Origin of the sequence: Bacillus sp. N5-665 (genome assembly GCF_022637375.2) — a bacterium.
GTDB lineage: Bacteria > Bacillota > Bacilli > Bacillales > Bacillaceae_G > Bacillus_A > Bacillus_A wiedmannii.
Window position 1 is genome coordinate 2,806,980 of the sequence record NZ_CP093325.1, and the last position, 15,721, is coordinate 2,822,700.

Below are 15,721 nucleotides of genomic sequence, written 5' to 3' on the forward strand. Positions count from 1 at the left end.
TCATAGACTTATATTTATTTCCATATATAAAATCAGCTTTTTCTTAATTATTAGGGGGCACCATACATCGTCATCAAATTAAGGAGACGATTTTCCCGAAAAATGGAAAAACGTTTGCAATAAGACTTATAATGAAACAGTGCTTTAATAAAGGAGTTGTATAAAATGAATGAAAAAAAAGATACAGAAATAAAACGCTCTTCAAAAGCAGAAAACATTCTATCTCAGATCAATAGTAAAACTAAGCTAGGCGACTTACGAAAAATCGCGAAGGACATTAAAAAAGATCACGAACTAGCTATGGAACTTTGGTCAACCGAAGAGTTTTTGCCCAGGCTATTAGCAATCTTAATTATGGACAAAAAACTTCTTTCACAAGATGTGCTAAATAAGCTTGATAAGGATATGCAGACTCACACTTTTGATGAGCGAAATAACTTAATGGATTGGTTAATGGCTAATCAGCTCACCAAAGACAAGCAGAAAATTGCATTGATGGAGTCATGGGAAAATAGTCCTTCTGCTCTTCAAAGGCGAGCTTTTTGGTATTATCAAGGGCGATTGAGATGGACTGGACAAACACCGCCTAATAACACCGCAGACTTGCTATCTACATTAGAAGCTAATATTACGCAGGAAGAACCGGAAGTTCAATGGGCTATGAACTTCACCGCAGGCTGGATAGGCGTTTATGATGAAAAGAATCGTGCACGTTGTATTAAACTTGGTGAGAAAACAGGTCTTTACAAAGATGTAATAGTAGCAAAAGGATGTACTCCCAGCTATTTGCCAGATTTCATTACGATTGAAGTTAACAAACGACATAATGATTAAGTTACCTTTGAATAATTTATTAGGGTTTAATGCAAAAAAATAAAGGAATTTAATGCCTCGATAATTGTATTATTTCTATAATACTATGCATCTCAATAATGTATAGTATTATAGAAATAAGTAATATAAAAAGAGATTGAATGACACATATTAATCATTAAGAAAGGGACGATCACAATGACGAAAGTATCTTATAGTGGTTTAAAATACGGGAAAAGTGATGTGGAAATAAAATTATTGGTGGATATACAAAATGATTGGTTTGAGGTAACACATACCAAGGAAGTGTCTCAAGTAATAAATAAATCAACAGGGAAATATATTATAGTAAATCGAAATACCTTGAAATGTGAGTTTGTTTCATAATACAAAGAAACTGTGAAACAACTAAATTTTAAACAACTGACTATATCAGTCTCTTTATAGTTTGATCAGATAACAATATTCTATATGAAAATAGCGAAATAGAATATTGTTTTCGCAAAATACTGGTAAGATGATTTTTATACATAAACAATGTCCGCTAATGATGTGTTATGTTAACCTCATATGAATATGATATACGTATTACATTTTATCTATATTAGGGTAAGGGCAACTGTCATACAATGTAGATAGCATCATGAATTATAGGGGAGATGAAAATGAAAAAAATTTATAGTTAGTTATTTAGTATGTCTCATATTTTTTCTATACTTACACCTAATTGGGAATTAGAAAAATTAAAAACCTTGCTGCATATGAAGTGTAGCAAAGTTTTTGAAGGTGTTTAATTCTTATTTAACTAACGGCTTTGTTAGCTAATACTGTAATTGTTTTAATAACCTCTTGTTTAATTCCCACAACGCTGTTTTGTTACTATCCCATTTCAACAGCATTACTGCTTCTTCAAAGCATAACCATTTATAATTGAAGTGTTCTTTGGATAATGAAATATTTTTTGTAGGAACTTTAACTCCAAAAGAAAACTCTTTTATTACATAAACATCTTCTCCCCAAAGAAACTCCCCAACTACGTCCTCTACAGGTAGTGAAGACACAGAATCTAATTTTATATAGGGATATTTTCTTAAAATACCAGCCTCTTCAAATGATTCCCGTTTTGCTGATTCAATTGGAGTCTCACCATCTTCTCCACCACCAGCTATTCCTTGCCAATAACCATAATCACTTCGGTTAAAAATAGCATATTGAATAGAATCATCAGTTATTATATAAGGAAATATTAATACTTGATATGGCGCTCTCATTGCATAACCTCTTCCCGAAAATAAGCTTTAAATAAACATGAATAATTGTTAATTATTATATGGAGTGGGTGTTCTTTTGAATAAAAACACAACTGATAAAATAAAGATTACGGCCTTCAAACTCCCCCAATATGGATAAACAACATGATCTGTTAAACTAGCATATTGAAAAATATTTTCTATACCGAAAATGCCTATTATGACTGCTAAGAGAAAAGTGGCTTTTCCAATAGTACTATTACGATAGAGGGTAAATAAGTATATTGCACATATAAGTGGTACGATGATTTGTAGTAAGATTGCCATGGATTGTCCCCCTAATTTATATTTTCTACTTATATTATACCGATAAATGTAATAAAAAGGAATATAAGTTAATTGATGCTAAGCAGAAAACAGACTTGTACGAACAGAGATATTACGACTTCACATCTATAGTTTTAATACTAATTGAACTACTCTAATCATATTCTTCCATTAAAAAGAATAAAAGGGGTGTAAAGTTAATTGACAAACGTTAAGGTTCGTTTACGGCCCATCGTTCATAACATAAATTTACCAACTGTAATAAAAACAACTAGACTTCCAGGTGAATCGACCGAAAGACTATTTATCGCAACCCAATTAGGAGAGGTTTTTTACATAGGAGACGGAGATATAAAGACATTTTTAAATATTCGTCACCGAATTATTAAATTAGGCACATTTGAAGAAGGTGTTTCTAGTAGCGGTTATGATGAACGCGGGTTGCTCGGACTGGCGTTTCATCCGCAATTTAATCATAACGGCTTATTTTATCTTCATTATTCAGTAGCCGGCACTCAAGGACCAGGTGCGCTTTCAGAACAATTTAAACCGAATCCTTGTGACCCGAAAACTTTAAATTTAAAGTGGACAAATAGAGATACTCAATATGATCATATTGATACAGTTGAAGAATGGATTTTACAATCAAATGGTAAACTTCAAAAACGAAGAACTTTACTTAATATAAGAAGACCATTTTTTAATCATAACGGCGTAAATAGCTTAAACTTTTCACCTGAGACTGGAAAACTTGTTTTTACTAATGGAGATGGCGGTTCGGGCTATGATCCATTTAATTTAAGCCAGGATGATTTAGAAGTAGCGGGTAAAATAATTGAAATCGATGTAAGTAAAAATACATTCATAAACAATCCTCCAGTAGTTACACGTTTTAATGAACTTCCTCTATCTATTCAAGAAACTCTTACAGTAATTGCAAAAGGCGTACGTAATATAACAGGTATTTCATTTCAAAGGTTTTATAATCAATATATCAAATATGCCGGAAACGTCGGGCAAGATATAGTAGAGTCTATTTTTTCATTTGTTCAATACAAACCAATACCAGTTACCGAACTTGTTCAAACCCATTTAATGAGAGATACTCCCGAGCAATATGAATTTATTAATTTTGGCTGGAGAGGGTGGGAAGGAGAATTACCTACTTCTTTTATAAGGCACTGTTCTGAGAATCCTACTTTAGACGAGAGAACAATGGCTTATTATAATGAAACAATAGAAACAACCGCGAAGCGTATCCAGCCTCTAATCAGTTATTTTCATAAAGATTCCAGACCAGATAAATTTGGAGGAACTTCACTTACAGGAGTTCAACCATATATGGGAACTGCAATCCCTAGTTTAACGGGTAGTATCGTGTTTACTGATCTTGCTAAGAAAGAAGAATCTCAGTCTCCAGTAAAGGGTGCGTTAGCTTATTCTAGAGCTGATACGCATGGTAAAAATACTGACTTTCATGTTATTGAAACCCATTATGATTTCGGTGAGCAGGCAGCTTATTATATGAGTTTAGGAACAAATTTAGATCAGACTAGATTATATTTAGGAGTTTACGGTTCTATGAAAGTAACTGACTTTAACAAAGGTACTATTTTTGAAATCGTTCCTTAATATGATACACACTCTCAGAATCATTCATTATATAATCGTCCATTGCATAATTAGATATCTTTAGGGGGATTTTGATGAATCACTTTAGCAACTATTGGTATCAACTGATGATCGCGCATGATGCGAATTTTGTTCATAAAAGAAAGAGGACGCCAGCAAAGAGGTTAGTCATTACAGCGTTACTCGGTTCACTTGCTGCTATTTTTCAATCTGCCGGGAACTTAATCCCTGGTATCGGCTTATTTATTAGTCCTTTTGCGACGCTGCCTATATTTTTCGCTATTTGTTATTCTACTCGCACGGGAATACTTTCTTACATTCTTACTATTCTCCTATTATTTATTATTGAGCCAAGCGAACTAATTGTCTTTCCTTTTACTACAGGTTTATTAGGTATAGTGTTAGGAGTATCCTTTATACAATTCAAGAGAAGGATTTGGATTGTTTCCTTTTCGGCGATATGTTTACTTATAGGAATTATGGTCGTTCTTGATATCTTTCGATTTCCTGTATTAGGTCCTACTGTTCATACAACTTTGGATATAAAAATTATTCTATCAATATTTATTTTGAGCTTTCTATACTGCTGGATCTATGCAGGCATTTGTAGAATAATGTTGAATAGAGTATATAAAGTATGGTCTTAACAATTTCTCATATATTTTTAAAGATTGGAGATTTAAGTCGTGTATAACGTTAAAGTTAGAAGGCCAAATTCGGATGATTTAGATGAACTAAATATGTTTTTTCGTCTTGTTATTACTGATACATTTAAAAATGAAGGGTTATCACAGTTATTAGATGACTTAGAAAATGAAATTAAAACGAAAAAACAGTATTTGAAAAATGATTTGGAGAGTAACGGAGAAAATTGTTACTTTTTATTAGCAGTTGATACAAGTAACGATAAAATCATTGGAACAATTGAAATCGGTCCAGCGAGTACATTGATTAATAGTTGTACAGGTGGTGTATTTAAAGATTTATATGAAATAGGAACAGTATTTGTACTACCTGAATATCAACGAAATGGCATAGGCAAGTTATTACTTAATGCAATGTATATTACGTTACTTAGCAGAGGAATAACTGAATACTGTTTAGACAGTGGATACAAAAAAGCACAAAGTATATGGACGAATAAGTTTGGAGAGCCTAGTTATGTATTAAAGGATTATTGGGGAGAATCAAGTGATCATATGATTTGGAAGAAGAGTTTACATGATACTCCTATAATATTTGAATTATAAAATGAAATATGCCTCTGAACGTAGCTTTTCTTACATATGTATGCTATTATTTATCTTTATAATAAAAGAGGACGTGAATGAACTTGATTAAAATTAATATTCCTGAAGCTGATGTTTCAATTACTGAACGTAAACAAGTTATTAAAGGAGACGAGCCAATAATTACTCCAATTAACGGTTTTATCGATTTCCACTTGTTCCCTAGAGATAAAGGCGGCATTTTTATGTTTTACAATATTAATGACGAACTTCTTTTCGTAGGTAAAGCTCGTAAAATTAGACAACGTATTAAAAAGCATTTTGAAGACAATGTTTCACCAATTAAAAATCACCGTGATGAAGTATACCGCATTGATGCATGTATCGTAGAAGATCCAACAGAAAGAGAAATTTACGAAACATATATCATTAATGAATACAAAGCAAAATATAACGTTGATAAAGTGTTCTATAAATAAGTAACAAAAAAAAACAATCCTAGCGCATATACTGGGATTGTTTTTTATTTAAATTTAGTCTTCATATTTTTCTCCTTTTTTTAAATGATTAGCAACAACAAAACAGCATACACCTATACATATAAGTACAATGCCAATTGATTTATGCTTTCCCTCAAAGAAAGGAATATCAGAAATAACATTTGTCATACATAACCCTATAAACACAAGGATAGGTCCTGCCCACAGTAATACATTACCGAATTTCGTATGTTGCCACATAGTAACCCTCCTCACTTATTTTTACATATATATCCATAAAATGAAAGTAAATTCATAGAGAAATATAGTTTTTTTCATATCGAAAATTCAACCTTCATATATTGGTACAAGCAAATGAGAAAGGGGACCATCATGAATTGGTTAGAAGCTTTTATATTAGGGATCATACAAGGTTTAACAGAGTTTTTACCGATAAGTAGTACAGGTCATCTTTATTTAGGAAGGCATTTGTTTCAATTAGATGAAGCAGGATTGTTTTTAGATACGATGCTGCACATTGGAACTTTGCTTGCAGTGTTTATTTATTACAAAAAAGAATTTATATATTTAATTAAAAATCCATTTTCAAAACTAATGCTACTACTTATTGTTGGGACGATACCCGCAGTTGTAATTGGATTGTTATTCAAAGACTTTTTTGAGGATATTTCAAAAACAGGTATTACGATTGGTTGGGAGTTTTTAGTGACAGGTTTATTTCTATATATGGCCGATAAACAAAAAAATGGTCGTAAAAAAATGGATGACATTACATATAAAGATGCATTAATTATCGGTTCCTTTCAAGCGGCTGCTATTTTTCCAGCAATTTCTCGTTCTGGTATGACAATCGTTGCTGCATTATGGAGGAAGTTAGACCGGGAAACTGCTGCTTACTTTTCTTTTTTATTATCAACACCAGCCATTGTTGGCGCTATCATTTTGCAATTAGCAGATGTTTATCAAGGGAAAGCAGAATCTATTTCTAGTACATCTTTAATTGTTGGAACGTTATCAGCGGCGTTTTTCGGTTATATAGCCGTTTCATGGATGATTCAATATTTAAAACGTCACTCATTAAAAGTATTCGCGTATTACGTATGGGGATTAGGTATTTTAATATTAACGTTGCAATTTACTCATGTGTTTTAATTTAGTAACAGATACTGTTTCATTCATACAAGGCAGGGTCTTTTTTCATTAAGGGGGAAAATATGTTTAATAAGGCTATCGTTATTGGCGGAAGTATAGCAGGGAAATTCGCAGCAAAAGCATTATCATCTACTTTTAAAGAAGTAATCATTATAGAAGCTGGTGAAAGCTGGGATGGAAAGTCTTCAAGAAAAAGAGTTCCACAAAGTAATCATCCTCATGTGTTATTGAAAGGTGGAGAAAAAGCGATTGAGGAATTGTTTCCTAATAGCACTAATGAATTAATTGAAGCGGGTAGTATCATAAATAACTTTACTCGTGACTTAAAATGGCATCAATTTGGTTTATGGAAACAACCATTCATAGGAGAAGTACATATGATTCAACAAAGTAGGTTTTTGCTTGAATGGCATATTCAAAAACGAATTGATGATATTTCAAATGTTACCACTAAATTTGGAACATTAGTTGATGGTTTATTAGTAGATGGAAAGCTTAACAAAGTATGTGGAGTAAAAGCTAAATGCTTAGAGACGGGCACGCAAGAAGAAATTCAAGCAGAGATTGTTGTTGATGCGAGTGGATTTGGTTCAAAAAGTATAGCTTGGTTACGTGAATACAATATTGAAGTGCAAGAAGAGAAAGTGCGTATTGATTTATTTTACGCAACTAGAATGTTTAAACTTAAAGAAAATGAGAAATTAGACTGCTGTAATATGCTAATGTCTCCAAGCTTCCCTGACAATCCTTATGGCGTACTTATTCAAACGATTGAGGATAATCGTTATTTTGTTACTTTCAGCGGATATGCAAATGAGAAAGCACCACAAACAGATGATGAATTTTATAATTTTGCTGAAAACCTATCAATTTCTAATGTGACAGATTTTCTAAATAAAGCTGAGGCAATTTCAAATATCAAAACGTACAAAATTCCATATCAAGTACGTAGGCGATTTGATTTAGTGAATCATCTACCCGAAAGATTGTTAGTAGTTGGGGATGCACATTGTCGTTTCGATCCTGTTTTCGGTCAAGGCGTTTCAGTTGCAGCTATGGAAGCTCACCAATTGCAGTTACTTTTACAAAGGAAACAAAAGCTTGATAAAGCATTTACAAAGCAGTTTTATAAAGAGACTGCTCATATCATACAAACCCCTTGGGAAATGACTACAACGGAAATATCACGTCATCCTCAGCTAAAAAGAGAATTAACGATAAAGCAAAAATTTCAGCTATGGTATACGAAACAAATATATCAACTATCTGCAACTGACTCTGACGTTTATATTCGATTAGTAAGAGTGATGAATTTAATTCGTAATCCATTTCACCTATTTCATCCGAAAGTGCTACTTGCTGTATTACTGAAGCGAAAGAAATAGAAGGAAAATAGTTGATTAAAAAAGAATATATAACAGTTAGTAGATATAGAAGGAGTAGTTGAGATGAAAATATACATAGAACAATTAATGAAACACGATGCTAAAGATTTATTTACGTTTGAACTTACGAATAAATCTTTTTTTGAAACAATGGTACCAAATCGTGGCTCTCAATATTTTGATTTTGAATATTTTCAAAAGTTACTAGACGATTTATTAATAGAACAAGCGGATGGAGATTCTTATTTTTATTTAATTCGTAATGAAGAAAAAGAAATTGTAGGACGAATAAATTTAGTAGATATAGATACGGAAACTCGAAGCAGTTCATTAGGGTATCGAGTCGGAGAAAAGTTTACTAAAAAAGGGGTTGCAACAGCAGCTGTAAAATTAGTTTTAGACATAGCGAAAAATAATGAAATCACGGAAGTTCATGCTAAAACAACTACTAATAATCTCGCATCACAAATTATATTAGAAAAAAGCGGGTTTTCTTCTTATCAAGACGAAGCAGATACAAATTCTGTAGAATTAAACGGGGAACATGTGAAGTTTGTACATTATATATGGAGAAATACTTCGCGCTTATAATAAGGGGGACTTATACATGAATGATTTACGTTATCCAATTGGGCAATTTACATACAAACGTCCTATAACTGAAGAAATGATTGATACATGGATTCAAGAAATTGAAGATTTACCTAATGAACTAGCAAAAGCAATTAAAGATTTAGATCAGAAGCAGTTAGACACACCATATCGAGTTGGTGGATGGACGGTTCGTCAAGTAGTTCATCACGTTGTTGATAGCCATATGAATAGCTACATACGCTTTAAATTAGCACTAACAGAAAAGAATCCAACTATTAAACCATATAAAGAAGAGAAGTGGGCAGAACTACCTGATTCTAAATTACCAGTAGACGTTTCACTAGTAATGTTAGATTCGTTACATAAAAGATGGGTTAACCTTTTATATTCTCTAGAACTACAAGATTTAGAAAAGACATTTAACCATCCAGATACTGGTGAAACAAAACTTGCTGCTGCAATTGGACTATATGCATGGCATGGACGTCATCATACAGCGCATATAACTTCATTAAGAAAGCGACTAAATTGGTAACATGGAGATTACATTAGAGAAGGCGACAGAAAATGATGCAGCAGTATTATTTCAAATGCAAATAGACTCTTTTAGCCCTTTATTAAATAAATATAAAGACTATGAAACAAATCCAGCAAATGAATCTATTGAAAAAACTATTTTAAGGATAAATAATCCCGGCAGTAACTTTTATAAGATGATAATAGATTCGAACCTTGTTGGAGCGATATGTATATCCCAAATAGAAAGACCTTATAAACTTTGGATCAGTCCAATGTTCATTCATCCAATCTATCAAGGGAAAGGAATCGCTCAGAAGGTACTTATTTTAATTGAAGAGATGTTTCCAGAAACACGAAGCTTTGAACTTGCTACGATTTTAGAAGAAGAAAGAAATTGTTTTCTATACGAAAAGATGGGGTATAAAAGAACAGAAGTAATAAAGAAATTAAATGATAAAACTACACTTATTTATTACAAAAAAGAAAGGTAAAGCATTTGAAATACGCTTTACCTTTTTATGTTACTTTAGATTAAATATACAAAAACAATGAATATTCTTCCAAAATACTCGGGTTAGTAATTTTGATAATGAATAAACATACAGAAAGGCGTTATTTTGTCGTATATGTTACTAACGCTTTTTGAATGCTTAAAACACTATCGTCACCTTTAAATTCCTTCGTAATTGGCGTACTCAAACTAGATACCCAAATTTTAAGCTCAGCATCTAAATCAAAATGCCCAGCTGTTTCAATGCTAAATTGTGTAATACTTTTATAAGGAATAGAATGATACTCTGTTTTTTTACCTGATATCCCTTGTTTATCTACTAAAATAAGACGACGATTTGTAAATACGATTAAATCACGAATTAATTTATAAGCATGTTCAACTTTCTCATCGTCTAACATAATCTTCTCTAAATCACGTTCTACACTTTCTGTACTCGCATTTGATGCATTTCCTAAAATACCGCTAAATAAACCCATAGGAAATTCCTCCTCCGTTATTTGTGGATTGTGTTACTTATATTGTACCATGCTATTTACTAAGAAATTATGACATTACTTTAGTAGTTTCTGGTTATTATTGCAATTCATTTATATAACCTCATCTTAAAATCTTGTGCTAACATGTAAGTAAGAAAAAAGAAGCAGAGGGATATAGCATGAAAAATATAGGTTTAGTATTAGAGGGCGGAGGAATGAAAGGTCTATATACTGCAGGAGTACTCGAATATTTTATGGAAAAGAACTTATTCTTTCCGTATGTAGTTGGCGTATCCGCTGGTGCATGTATGGGCGCAACTTATTTATCACGTCAAAAAGGGAGGAATAAAAAAGTAAATACAGAGCTAGTGTCAGATCACCGATATATATCTTATCGAAATTTGATTCGAAAACGTGAATTATTCGGAATGGAATTTTTATTTGATGAAGTCCCTAATAAAGTTGTTCCATTTGATTTTCAAACTTTCTTAAACTCAAGTGAACAGTTTGTCATAGGAACGACTGATTGCGATTCGGGAAAAGCAGTTTATTACAATAAAATAGAACATGGAAATGATATTTTAAAAATCATTCGTGCATCAAGCTCTGTCCCGTTTATAGCACCTGCTGTAGAATATGATAATCGAAAATTGCTAGATGGAGGGATTATAGATCCTATACCGGTTTTAAAAGCCCAAACTGATGGTTATCAAAAGAACGTCGTGATTATGACAAAGCCAGAAGGATATGAGAAGCAGCGAAATAAATTATCCGGACTAGCTAAAATTTTATATAGAAAATATCCGAATATCGCAGAGTCTTTAGTAGAACATTATCGTTTCTATAATGAGACGATATCTTATATGAATCATATAGAACAAAAAGACAACTTTTATGTCATTCAGCCTAGCGTACAGCTTCCTATAAGTGGAATAGAAAGAAATAAAGAAAAACTTGTCAATTTATATAATCTTGGCTATACAGATGCTCAATATCATTATGAAAATTTATTACGTTGGATAGAGAAATAAAGGGGTGGAAAGTTGCTATTAGGTAAAATGGTTATTTTTAATGAATTGCAGAAAAAGCATAGTCCGCTGCATAAACCGTTTCCGTATCGTGCTACAGGAAAATTGCAACGAGACTTAAAAAGTAAATTTACAGATGATGACTGTATAAATGCTGATTTTAATCAGTATTGGATGCATAAAGCAGGTACTTTAAGTTCTGTACTAAATGGAAACGAACAGAACATTACGTTTCAGCAAATAAAGTGGTTAAGGAAATCGTTTTTTGAATGGTTTCCGCAATATCGTTCTATAGAAACAGAAATTGTGAAGTATCCCGTTTTGTATAGAGATTTCATGAATTATGAGAAAGCGCGAAAACTATTACTATATTATCTTACTGAATAAAAATTAAAACGTACAAGTTATGCTGCTTGTGCGTTTTTTGTTCATAAAAAAGACAATATTTATACCTTGCTTATATAGGAATTTTAATGTGCAGAAAGAAGTACTTATAGAATGAAGTAAGGGAGGAGAGGCATTTAGCGATTGTTTTCCTATAATGGATTGTCCAACTCGAATATCGTTAGTTATTTATGATAAAATATTTCGAGTGAAATCAAGTACTTATTATATCCAGTATTAAATAAGTTAAGCCAGGAGGAACAACAGTAAAATGGAAAACGTATCAAATATAGGTAAATCAGAATCAATAAAATCTTTACGATCGACTATTCGTAAACTTGAAAATGCACTATCACAAATGACTCAAAAAGGTGCAAATACTACATTAGTGAAAAAACGACTTAAAGCCGTTTGTGTAGGGTTAGCAGTACTAGAAAACGTTTGGAATCAAGAAAGTCACCAGTATAGTCAAGAAGAGTTAGCAGAAGCTCGTAATGTCCTTGTTGGTTTACTTCCATCAATTGAGAGGGCTTATGATAAGTCTAAAGTTGGTAGTCCGCAAAGAACACTTTTAACAAGACGGATAAAAGCATTGGAACTTTCTATTCAGGCAATTGATAAACTTTCTAATAAATAACTCATCTAAATACATATCATCCTAATCCTAATTTTTATAAAAGCAATCTAGTGAAAAGAAATACAAAGGAGGAAGATGGGTGACTTCAATAATTAGTCCTAAGTTAGAGGAGCTTAATAATCAATTAAAGAATGGAAATGAGACAGCTTTTTATACTTTTTTACATGAAATAAAGTCGAATAATACGCCACTAATAGAACAATGTCCTGTAGATAATAAGTATAAACTTATAACGTATATATGGTTAGGAGACCAAAAAACTGAAAATGTTTATGTATTCGGTAGTTTTCCTGGTTGGGATCTGTCTGTAAATCAATTAAAAAGGTTGTTACAGACAGATATATGGTATGAAACGTTTAGGACGGATAAGAGTTTTATTTCAACTTACTATTTTTCAGTAAACGATTTTTTCGAAAATGATTGGATAAAGCGTAGTGAACAGTACCAACTAGACCGATTTAATGGAAATACATTTGGAGAAGGCGCTAATAAAGCATCAGTGTTAAGTATAGGGATGGAAATACAGTATAGCAGTCGTTTTCCTTCAAACCATTATCTATCCGGAAAAATTGAAACATATTCTTTTCATAGTACGATTTTAAATAACACACGTAAAATTCATATTTATACGCCTCATGACTATTCTCACACTTCACACCTTCAAGAACTTCTCATTGTGTTTGATGGGAATTCATTCATTAATAACCTTTCAATCGCAAAAACACTTAATTATTTAATATACGAAAAAGAAATCCCATCTTGTATTGCTGTTGCAATAGATTCTGTTGATCGACTAGAAGAGCTAACTTATAACGATATAATGAATACATTTTTAACGGAGGAACTACTTCCGTGGATTAAAGCTAGGTATCACGTATATCAAGAAAAGAATCATACAACAATTGCTGGTTTCAGTCTTGGTGGCTTAGCAGCTTTTTATGCAGCGCTTCAAAATCCACATGTTTTCGGAAACGTGTTGTCAATGTCTGGATCCGTGCATTGGAAAAAGGATGGTTATGAAAATCAAATTCCTTGGATTGAAAATCAAATTTCATCTATAGATTTAAATGCGACTCAACCTCATTTTTATATTGCAGCAGGAGAACTTGAAAACAAACCTCTTTTAACGGCTAATAGACGCCTGTATAAAGCTTTAAAAGAAAAAGGATACCAAATTACTTATGAAGAGTTTCAAGGCGGACATGACGGTGTTTGGTGGCGAGAAAAGTTGTTTGATGGATTGAAAGCATTAAAACTTACAAAAACGACACCCTAAATTAAAAAGGAGAGAGAGTCTATGAATCAAGAAGAACTAGATAAAAAACTAAAAAAGCAAGAGATATTAGTAAAAGATGAGAAAGTTTGGTCCTTTACGTATGAGGACCATATTAGTTCTATCGTTAAAGAAGCAGAAAAGAAAGGGTCTTTTGATAATTTACCCGGTAAAGGGAAGCCTCTTAATCTTGATAATGATCTTTCTTACAATCCTGAAAAGCAACTGTATAGAACGCTAAAGAATAATCATGTTTTACCTAGGTGGATTGAGCTTTCAAAAGAAATTGATGATTTAAAAGAGAGACTAAAAGAAAATACAAATACTGCAGAAGCAGCTGATTTAATTCGAACTATTAATAAAAAAGTTTTAGAACATAATTTACTTTGTCCACCAAGTGCGCAAAAAACGAGGATGAAAACGGATATTTAACGATTTTCAATGCAGCTATCTCTTGCTATATAATTAAGTAAGGCATTTTCAATTCATTATTAAAGGGAGGCAAATGTAATGAAGAATACGTATCAACTTCAAATTCCGAAAGAACTAGAGCAGTATCGTAGTATTTTAGAAGAAAGTGTGAAGCCGTATATTAAAGTGTCTGGAGCGAAAGCAGAGACAACGCTTTTTGATAGTAAGTTTGGTGGTTATCCGTATTTACCTATAGATCAAGAGCATCCTAAAGATTCAAATGGACAACCTATGATGTTACTTGCGCAGTTAAACTTTGAAGAAATGCCGCATGTTGAATATATGCCTCAAAAGGGAATGTTACAGTTTTTCGTAAGTGCTGAAGATGAACTTTATGGAGCAGATTTTGATCATCCAACAATCCAAAAAGACTTTCGAATTATTTATCATTCTACAGTTATAGAAGATTTAAATAAGGTTATTACTGATTTTAGTTATTTAAACACTTCAGAATTAGAGGACTTTATCATACCTGAAGCAGCGAAATTAAAGTTTGAATTGGGTTATCAACCCGTAACATCAAGGGATTATCGATTTGAAAAGATGTTTAGCGAGGAAATTGATTGGGAAGAAATTGTTGATGAAGAAAATCATACAGAATTAGGCGAACTGTATGATGATTTATGTAAAGATCAAGGGCATAAAATTGGTGGTTATCCATTTTTCACACAGACAGATCCAAGGGAATGGGAAGTAAAATACCAGCAACATGACATGTTATTGTTGCAAATTGATACAGATGATTCATTAAATATTATGTGGGGAGATTCTGGTGTTGCTAATTTCTTTATAAAGAAAGAAGATTTATTAAATCTAGATTTTTCCAATGTTATTTACAATTGGGATTGTTATTAAAAATATATAAATGAAATACTAGCAAGCTAAAAAATCTTCCTAAAGGTGAGGGAGATTTTTTTATGTTAAAAATAAACGTTATGTTAACTAGAATAAAGAACAATGAGTGTAATGAAAGTCAAGCGTAAATAACAAAAACAACAACAAATAATGTAAAGTTGTAAAACGTGTGCAAATAGCAATAAATTCATTAAGTAAAACATAAAATAATATTACTAATTTATATTTTGTATAGAAATATTTTTTTGTATAAAAATTTCTTGCCAATCAAAAATGATTTTGATTCGATAATTCTTAACGGATTATTGATTTGAATTTGCTGTGATGGATTTATAACAAAAAGAATGATAAAAACTGTAGAAATTCGTTTAGGTACGATTTTATGTGAATCTCACTAAAAATCTCTGTTTCGTCTCATTAAGTATAGTTTACTTGGTTTTTGATACCTGTAATTGCTTTGGTTCTATAACTTCCTATAATATATATTATGTTAACTAGATAAAAGTAATAAACTTATTATATGTTAGTTTATTCTTGTTAGGTTCCCCTTTGCACGGGGTTCATTCTGTGTGGTCAATTATGTAATGATTTGTTGTTGTTAATGATAACGTCTCTAGATATTAATGATATTATAGATAATAAAAAATACAATTCGTTTAAAATGAACGCAGTAAACGAATTG

General features: G+C 32.0%; 20 protein-coding genes and 1 pseudogene. 17 read left to right on the forward strand and 4 right to left on the reverse strand.

Annotation, left to right across the window (positions count from 1 at the left end):
• Positions 1-165: 165 nt before the first annotated feature.
• Both MNO09_RS17025 and MNO09_RS17030 read left to right on the forward strand, forming a co-directional pair.
• A complete protein-coding gene (locus MNO09_RS17025; RefSeq protein WP_001003171.1) occupies positions 166-834 on the forward strand; it encodes a DNA alkylation repair protein in 669 nt (222 codons plus the stop codon).
• Between the two features lie 177 nt (positions 835-1,011).
• Positions 1,012-1,200 carry a hypothetical protein gene (locus tag MNO09_RS17030; protein ID WP_000170114.1) on the forward strand — a complete coding sequence of 63 codons (189 nt, stop codon included), beginning with the start codon at positions 1,012-1,014 and terminating at the stop codon, positions 1,198-1,200.
• Positions 1,201-1,634: 434 nt separating this feature from the next.
• On the opposite strand, the gene MNO09_RS17035 is transcribed toward MNO09_RS17030, so the two are convergent.
• Both MNO09_RS17035 and MNO09_RS17040 read right to left on the reverse strand, forming a co-directional pair.
• The gene (locus MNO09_RS17035; RefSeq protein WP_001202579.1) at positions 1,635-2,084 is read right to left on the reverse strand and encodes an NUDIX hydrolase; all 450 of its coding nucleotides are present in this window, start codon (positions 2,082-2,084) and stop codon (positions 1,635-1,637) included.
• 48 nt (positions 2,085-2,132) lie between these two features.
• Positions 2,133-2,390, reverse strand: coding sequence for a hypothetical protein (locus MNO09_RS17040; protein ID WP_000996282.1), 258 nt, complete (start codon positions 2,388-2,390; stop codon positions 2,133-2,135).
• 201 nt (positions 2,391-2,591) lie between these two features.
• On the opposite strand from MNO09_RS17040, the gene MNO09_RS17045 reads away from it, so the two are divergent.
• The 4 genes from MNO09_RS17045 to MNO09_RS17060 all read left to right on the forward strand — a co-directional run bounded on the left by MNO09_RS17045 (position 2,592) and on the right by MNO09_RS17060 (position 5,730).
• Positions 2,592-4,022 (forward strand): PQQ-dependent sugar dehydrogenase, encoded by a 1,431-nt coding sequence (locus tag MNO09_RS17045; protein WP_000186023.1) that lies wholly within the window; start codon positions 2,592-2,594, stop codon positions 4,020-4,022.
• A gap of 74 nt (positions 4,023-4,096) precedes the next feature.
• Positions 4,097-4,669 carry a YybS family protein gene (locus tag MNO09_RS17050; protein WP_001015346.1) on the forward strand — a complete coding sequence of 191 codons (573 nt, stop codon included), beginning with the start codon at positions 4,097-4,099 and terminating at the stop codon, positions 4,667-4,669.
• A gap of 39 nt (positions 4,670-4,708) precedes the next feature.
• Positions 4,709-5,272 carry a GNAT family N-acetyltransferase gene (locus MNO09_RS17055; RefSeq protein ID WP_000282955.1) on the forward strand — a complete coding sequence of 188 codons (564 nt, stop codon included), beginning with the start codon at positions 4,709-4,711 and terminating at the stop codon, positions 5,270-5,272.
• A gap of 77 nt (positions 5,273-5,349) precedes the next feature.
• Positions 5,350-5,730, forward strand: coding sequence for a nucleotide excision repair endonuclease (locus MNO09_RS17060; protein ID WP_001048941.1), 381 nt, complete (start codon positions 5,350-5,352; stop codon positions 5,728-5,730).
• Between the two features lie 54 nt (positions 5,731-5,784).
• On the opposite strand, the gene MNO09_RS17065 is transcribed toward MNO09_RS17060, so the two are convergent.
• Entirely contained in the window at positions 5,785-5,991 is a 207-nt protein-coding gene (locus tag MNO09_RS17065; protein ID WP_000267714.1) for a hypothetical protein, read from the reverse strand.
• Between the two features lie 132 nt (positions 5,992-6,123).
• Between MNO09_RS17065 and MNO09_RS17070 the strand changes: the two genes are divergently transcribed.
• The 5 genes and pseudogenes from MNO09_RS17070 to MNO09_RS17090 all read left to right on the forward strand — a co-directional run.
• Complete coding sequence (locus MNO09_RS17070) at positions 6,124-6,903, forward strand: undecaprenyl-diphosphate phosphatase (RefSeq protein WP_001104283.1); 780 nt, start codon at positions 6,124-6,126, stop codon at positions 6,901-6,903.
• Positions 6,904-6,965: 62 nt separating this feature from the next.
• The gene (locus MNO09_RS17075) at positions 6,966-8,288 is read left to right on the forward strand and encodes an NAD(P)-binding protein (RefSeq protein ID WP_000482020.1); all 1,323 of its coding nucleotides are present in this window, start codon (positions 6,966-6,968) and stop codon (positions 8,286-8,288) included.
• A 63-nt stretch (positions 8,289-8,351) separates the two neighbouring features.
• A complete protein-coding gene (locus MNO09_RS17080; protein WP_000708345.1) occupies positions 8,352-8,879 on the forward strand; it encodes a GNAT family N-acetyltransferase in 528 nt (175 codons plus the stop codon).
• Between the two features lie 16 nt (positions 8,880-8,895).
• Positions 8,896-9,417, forward strand: a complete 522-nt coding sequence (locus tag MNO09_RS17085) for a YfiT family bacillithiol transferase (protein WP_000999066.1) — start codon at positions 8,896-8,898, stop codon at positions 9,415-9,417.
• Position 9,418: 1 nt separating this feature from the next.
• Positions 9,419-9,892: pseudogene (locus MNO09_RS17090) on the forward strand (GNAT family N-acetyltransferase); the annotation flags it as partial.
• Positions 9,893-10,013: 121 nt separating this feature from the next.
• Here the strand turns inward: MNO09_RS17090 and MNO09_RS17095 are convergent.
• Positions 10,014-10,391, reverse strand: coding sequence for a PH domain-containing protein (locus MNO09_RS17095; protein WP_000522465.1), 378 nt, complete (start codon positions 10,389-10,391; stop codon positions 10,014-10,016).
• A 179-nt stretch (positions 10,392-10,570) separates the two neighbouring features.
• Here MNO09_RS17095 and MNO09_RS17100 point away from each other — a divergent pair, with 179 nt between their 5' ends.
• The 6 genes from MNO09_RS17100 (at position 10,571) to MNO09_RS17125 (ending at position 15,039) form a co-directional block, all read left to right on the forward strand.
• The gene (locus MNO09_RS17100) at positions 10,571-11,422 is read left to right on the forward strand and encodes a patatin-like phospholipase family protein (protein WP_000789274.1); all 852 of its coding nucleotides are present in this window, start codon (positions 10,571-10,573) and stop codon (positions 11,420-11,422) included.
• Positions 11,423-11,434: 12 nt separating this feature from the next.
• Positions 11,435-11,806 (forward strand): YxiJ-like family protein, encoded by a 372-nt coding sequence (locus tag MNO09_RS17105; protein WP_000924180.1) that lies wholly within the window; start codon positions 11,435-11,437, stop codon positions 11,804-11,806.
• A gap of 268 nt (positions 11,807-12,074) precedes the next feature.
• Positions 12,075-12,440: a hypothetical protein gene (locus MNO09_RS17110; protein WP_000432668.1), complete on the forward strand. Its 366-nt coding sequence runs from the start codon at positions 12,075-12,077 to the stop codon at positions 12,438-12,440.
• Between the two features lie 79 nt (positions 12,441-12,519).
• On the forward strand, positions 12,520-13,716 hold the full coding sequence (locus tag MNO09_RS17115) for an alpha/beta hydrolase (RefSeq protein WP_098828252.1): 1,197 nt from the start codon (positions 12,520-12,522) through the stop codon (positions 13,714-13,716).
• Positions 13,717-13,737: 21 nt separating this feature from the next.
• The gene (locus MNO09_RS17120) at positions 13,738-14,145 is read left to right on the forward strand and encodes a DnaJ family domain-containing protein (RefSeq protein ID WP_001070912.1); all 408 of its coding nucleotides are present in this window, start codon (positions 13,738-13,740) and stop codon (positions 14,143-14,145) included.
• A gap of 78 nt (positions 14,146-14,223) precedes the next feature.
• Positions 14,224-15,039, forward strand: a complete 816-nt coding sequence (locus MNO09_RS17125) for a YwqG family protein (protein ID WP_000799782.1) — start codon at positions 14,224-14,226, stop codon at positions 15,037-15,039.
• Positions 15,040-15,721: the final 682 nt, after the last annotated feature.

What these genes read in the sequence shown, in the direction of transcription:
- MNO09_RS17110 (WP_000432668.1), top strand. Translation starts at nt 12,075, where the DNA reads ATGGAAAACGTATCAAATATAGGTAAATCAGAATCAATAAAATCTTTA.
- MNO09_RS17070 (WP_001104283.1), top strand. Translation starts at nt 6,124, where the DNA reads ATGAATTGGTTAGAAGCTTTTATATTAGGGATCATACAAGGTTTAACA.
- MNO09_RS17065 (WP_000267714.1), bottom strand. Translation starts at nt 5,991, where the DNA reads ATGTGGCAACATACGAAATTCGGTAATGTATTACTGTGGGCAGGACCT.
- MNO09_RS17080 (WP_000708345.1), top strand. Translation starts at nt 8,352, where the DNA reads ATGAAAATATACATAGAACAATTAATGAAACACGATGCTAAAGATTTA.
- MNO09_RS17050 (WP_001015346.1), top strand. Translation starts at nt 4,097, where the DNA reads ATGAATCACTTTAGCAACTATTGGTATCAACTGATGATCGCGCATGAT.
- MNO09_RS17030 (WP_000170114.1), top strand. Translation starts at nt 1,012, where the DNA reads ATGACGAAAGTATCTTATAGTGGTTTAAAATACGGGAAAAGTGATGTG.
- MNO09_RS17075 (WP_000482020.1), top strand. Translation starts at nt 6,966, where the DNA reads ATGTTTAATAAGGCTATCGTTATTGGCGGAAGTATAGCAGGGAAATTC.
- MNO09_RS17035 (WP_001202579.1), bottom strand. Translation starts at nt 2,084, where the DNA reads ATGAGAGCGCCATATCAAGTATTAATATTTCCTTATATAATAACTGAT.
- MNO09_RS17125 (WP_000799782.1), top strand. Translation starts at nt 14,224, where the DNA reads ATGAAGAATACGTATCAACTTCAAATTCCGAAAGAACTAGAGCAGTAT.
- MNO09_RS17025 (WP_001003171.1), top strand. Translation starts at nt 166, where the DNA reads ATGAATGAAAAAAAAGATACAGAAATAAAACGCTCTTCAAAAGCAGAA.
- MNO09_RS17060 (WP_001048941.1), top strand. Translation starts at nt 5,350, where the DNA reads ATGAACTTGATTAAAATTAATATTCCTGAAGCTGATGTTTCAATTACT.
- MNO09_RS17100 (WP_000789274.1), top strand. Translation starts at nt 10,571, where the DNA reads ATGAAAAATATAGGTTTAGTATTAGAGGGCGGAGGAATGAAAGGTCTA.
- MNO09_RS17085 (WP_000999066.1), top strand. Translation starts at nt 8,896, where the DNA reads ATGAATGATTTACGTTATCCAATTGGGCAATTTACATACAAACGTCCT.
- MNO09_RS17040 (WP_000996282.1), bottom strand. Translation starts at nt 2,390, where the DNA reads ATGGCAATCTTACTACAAATCATCGTACCACTTATATGTGCAATATAC.
- MNO09_RS17095 (WP_000522465.1), bottom strand. Translation starts at nt 10,391, where the DNA reads ATGGGTTTATTTAGCGGTATTTTAGGAAATGCATCAAATGCGAGTACA.
- MNO09_RS17120 (WP_001070912.1), top strand. Translation starts at nt 13,738, where the DNA reads ATGAATCAAGAAGAACTAGATAAAAAACTAAAAAAGCAAGAGATATTA.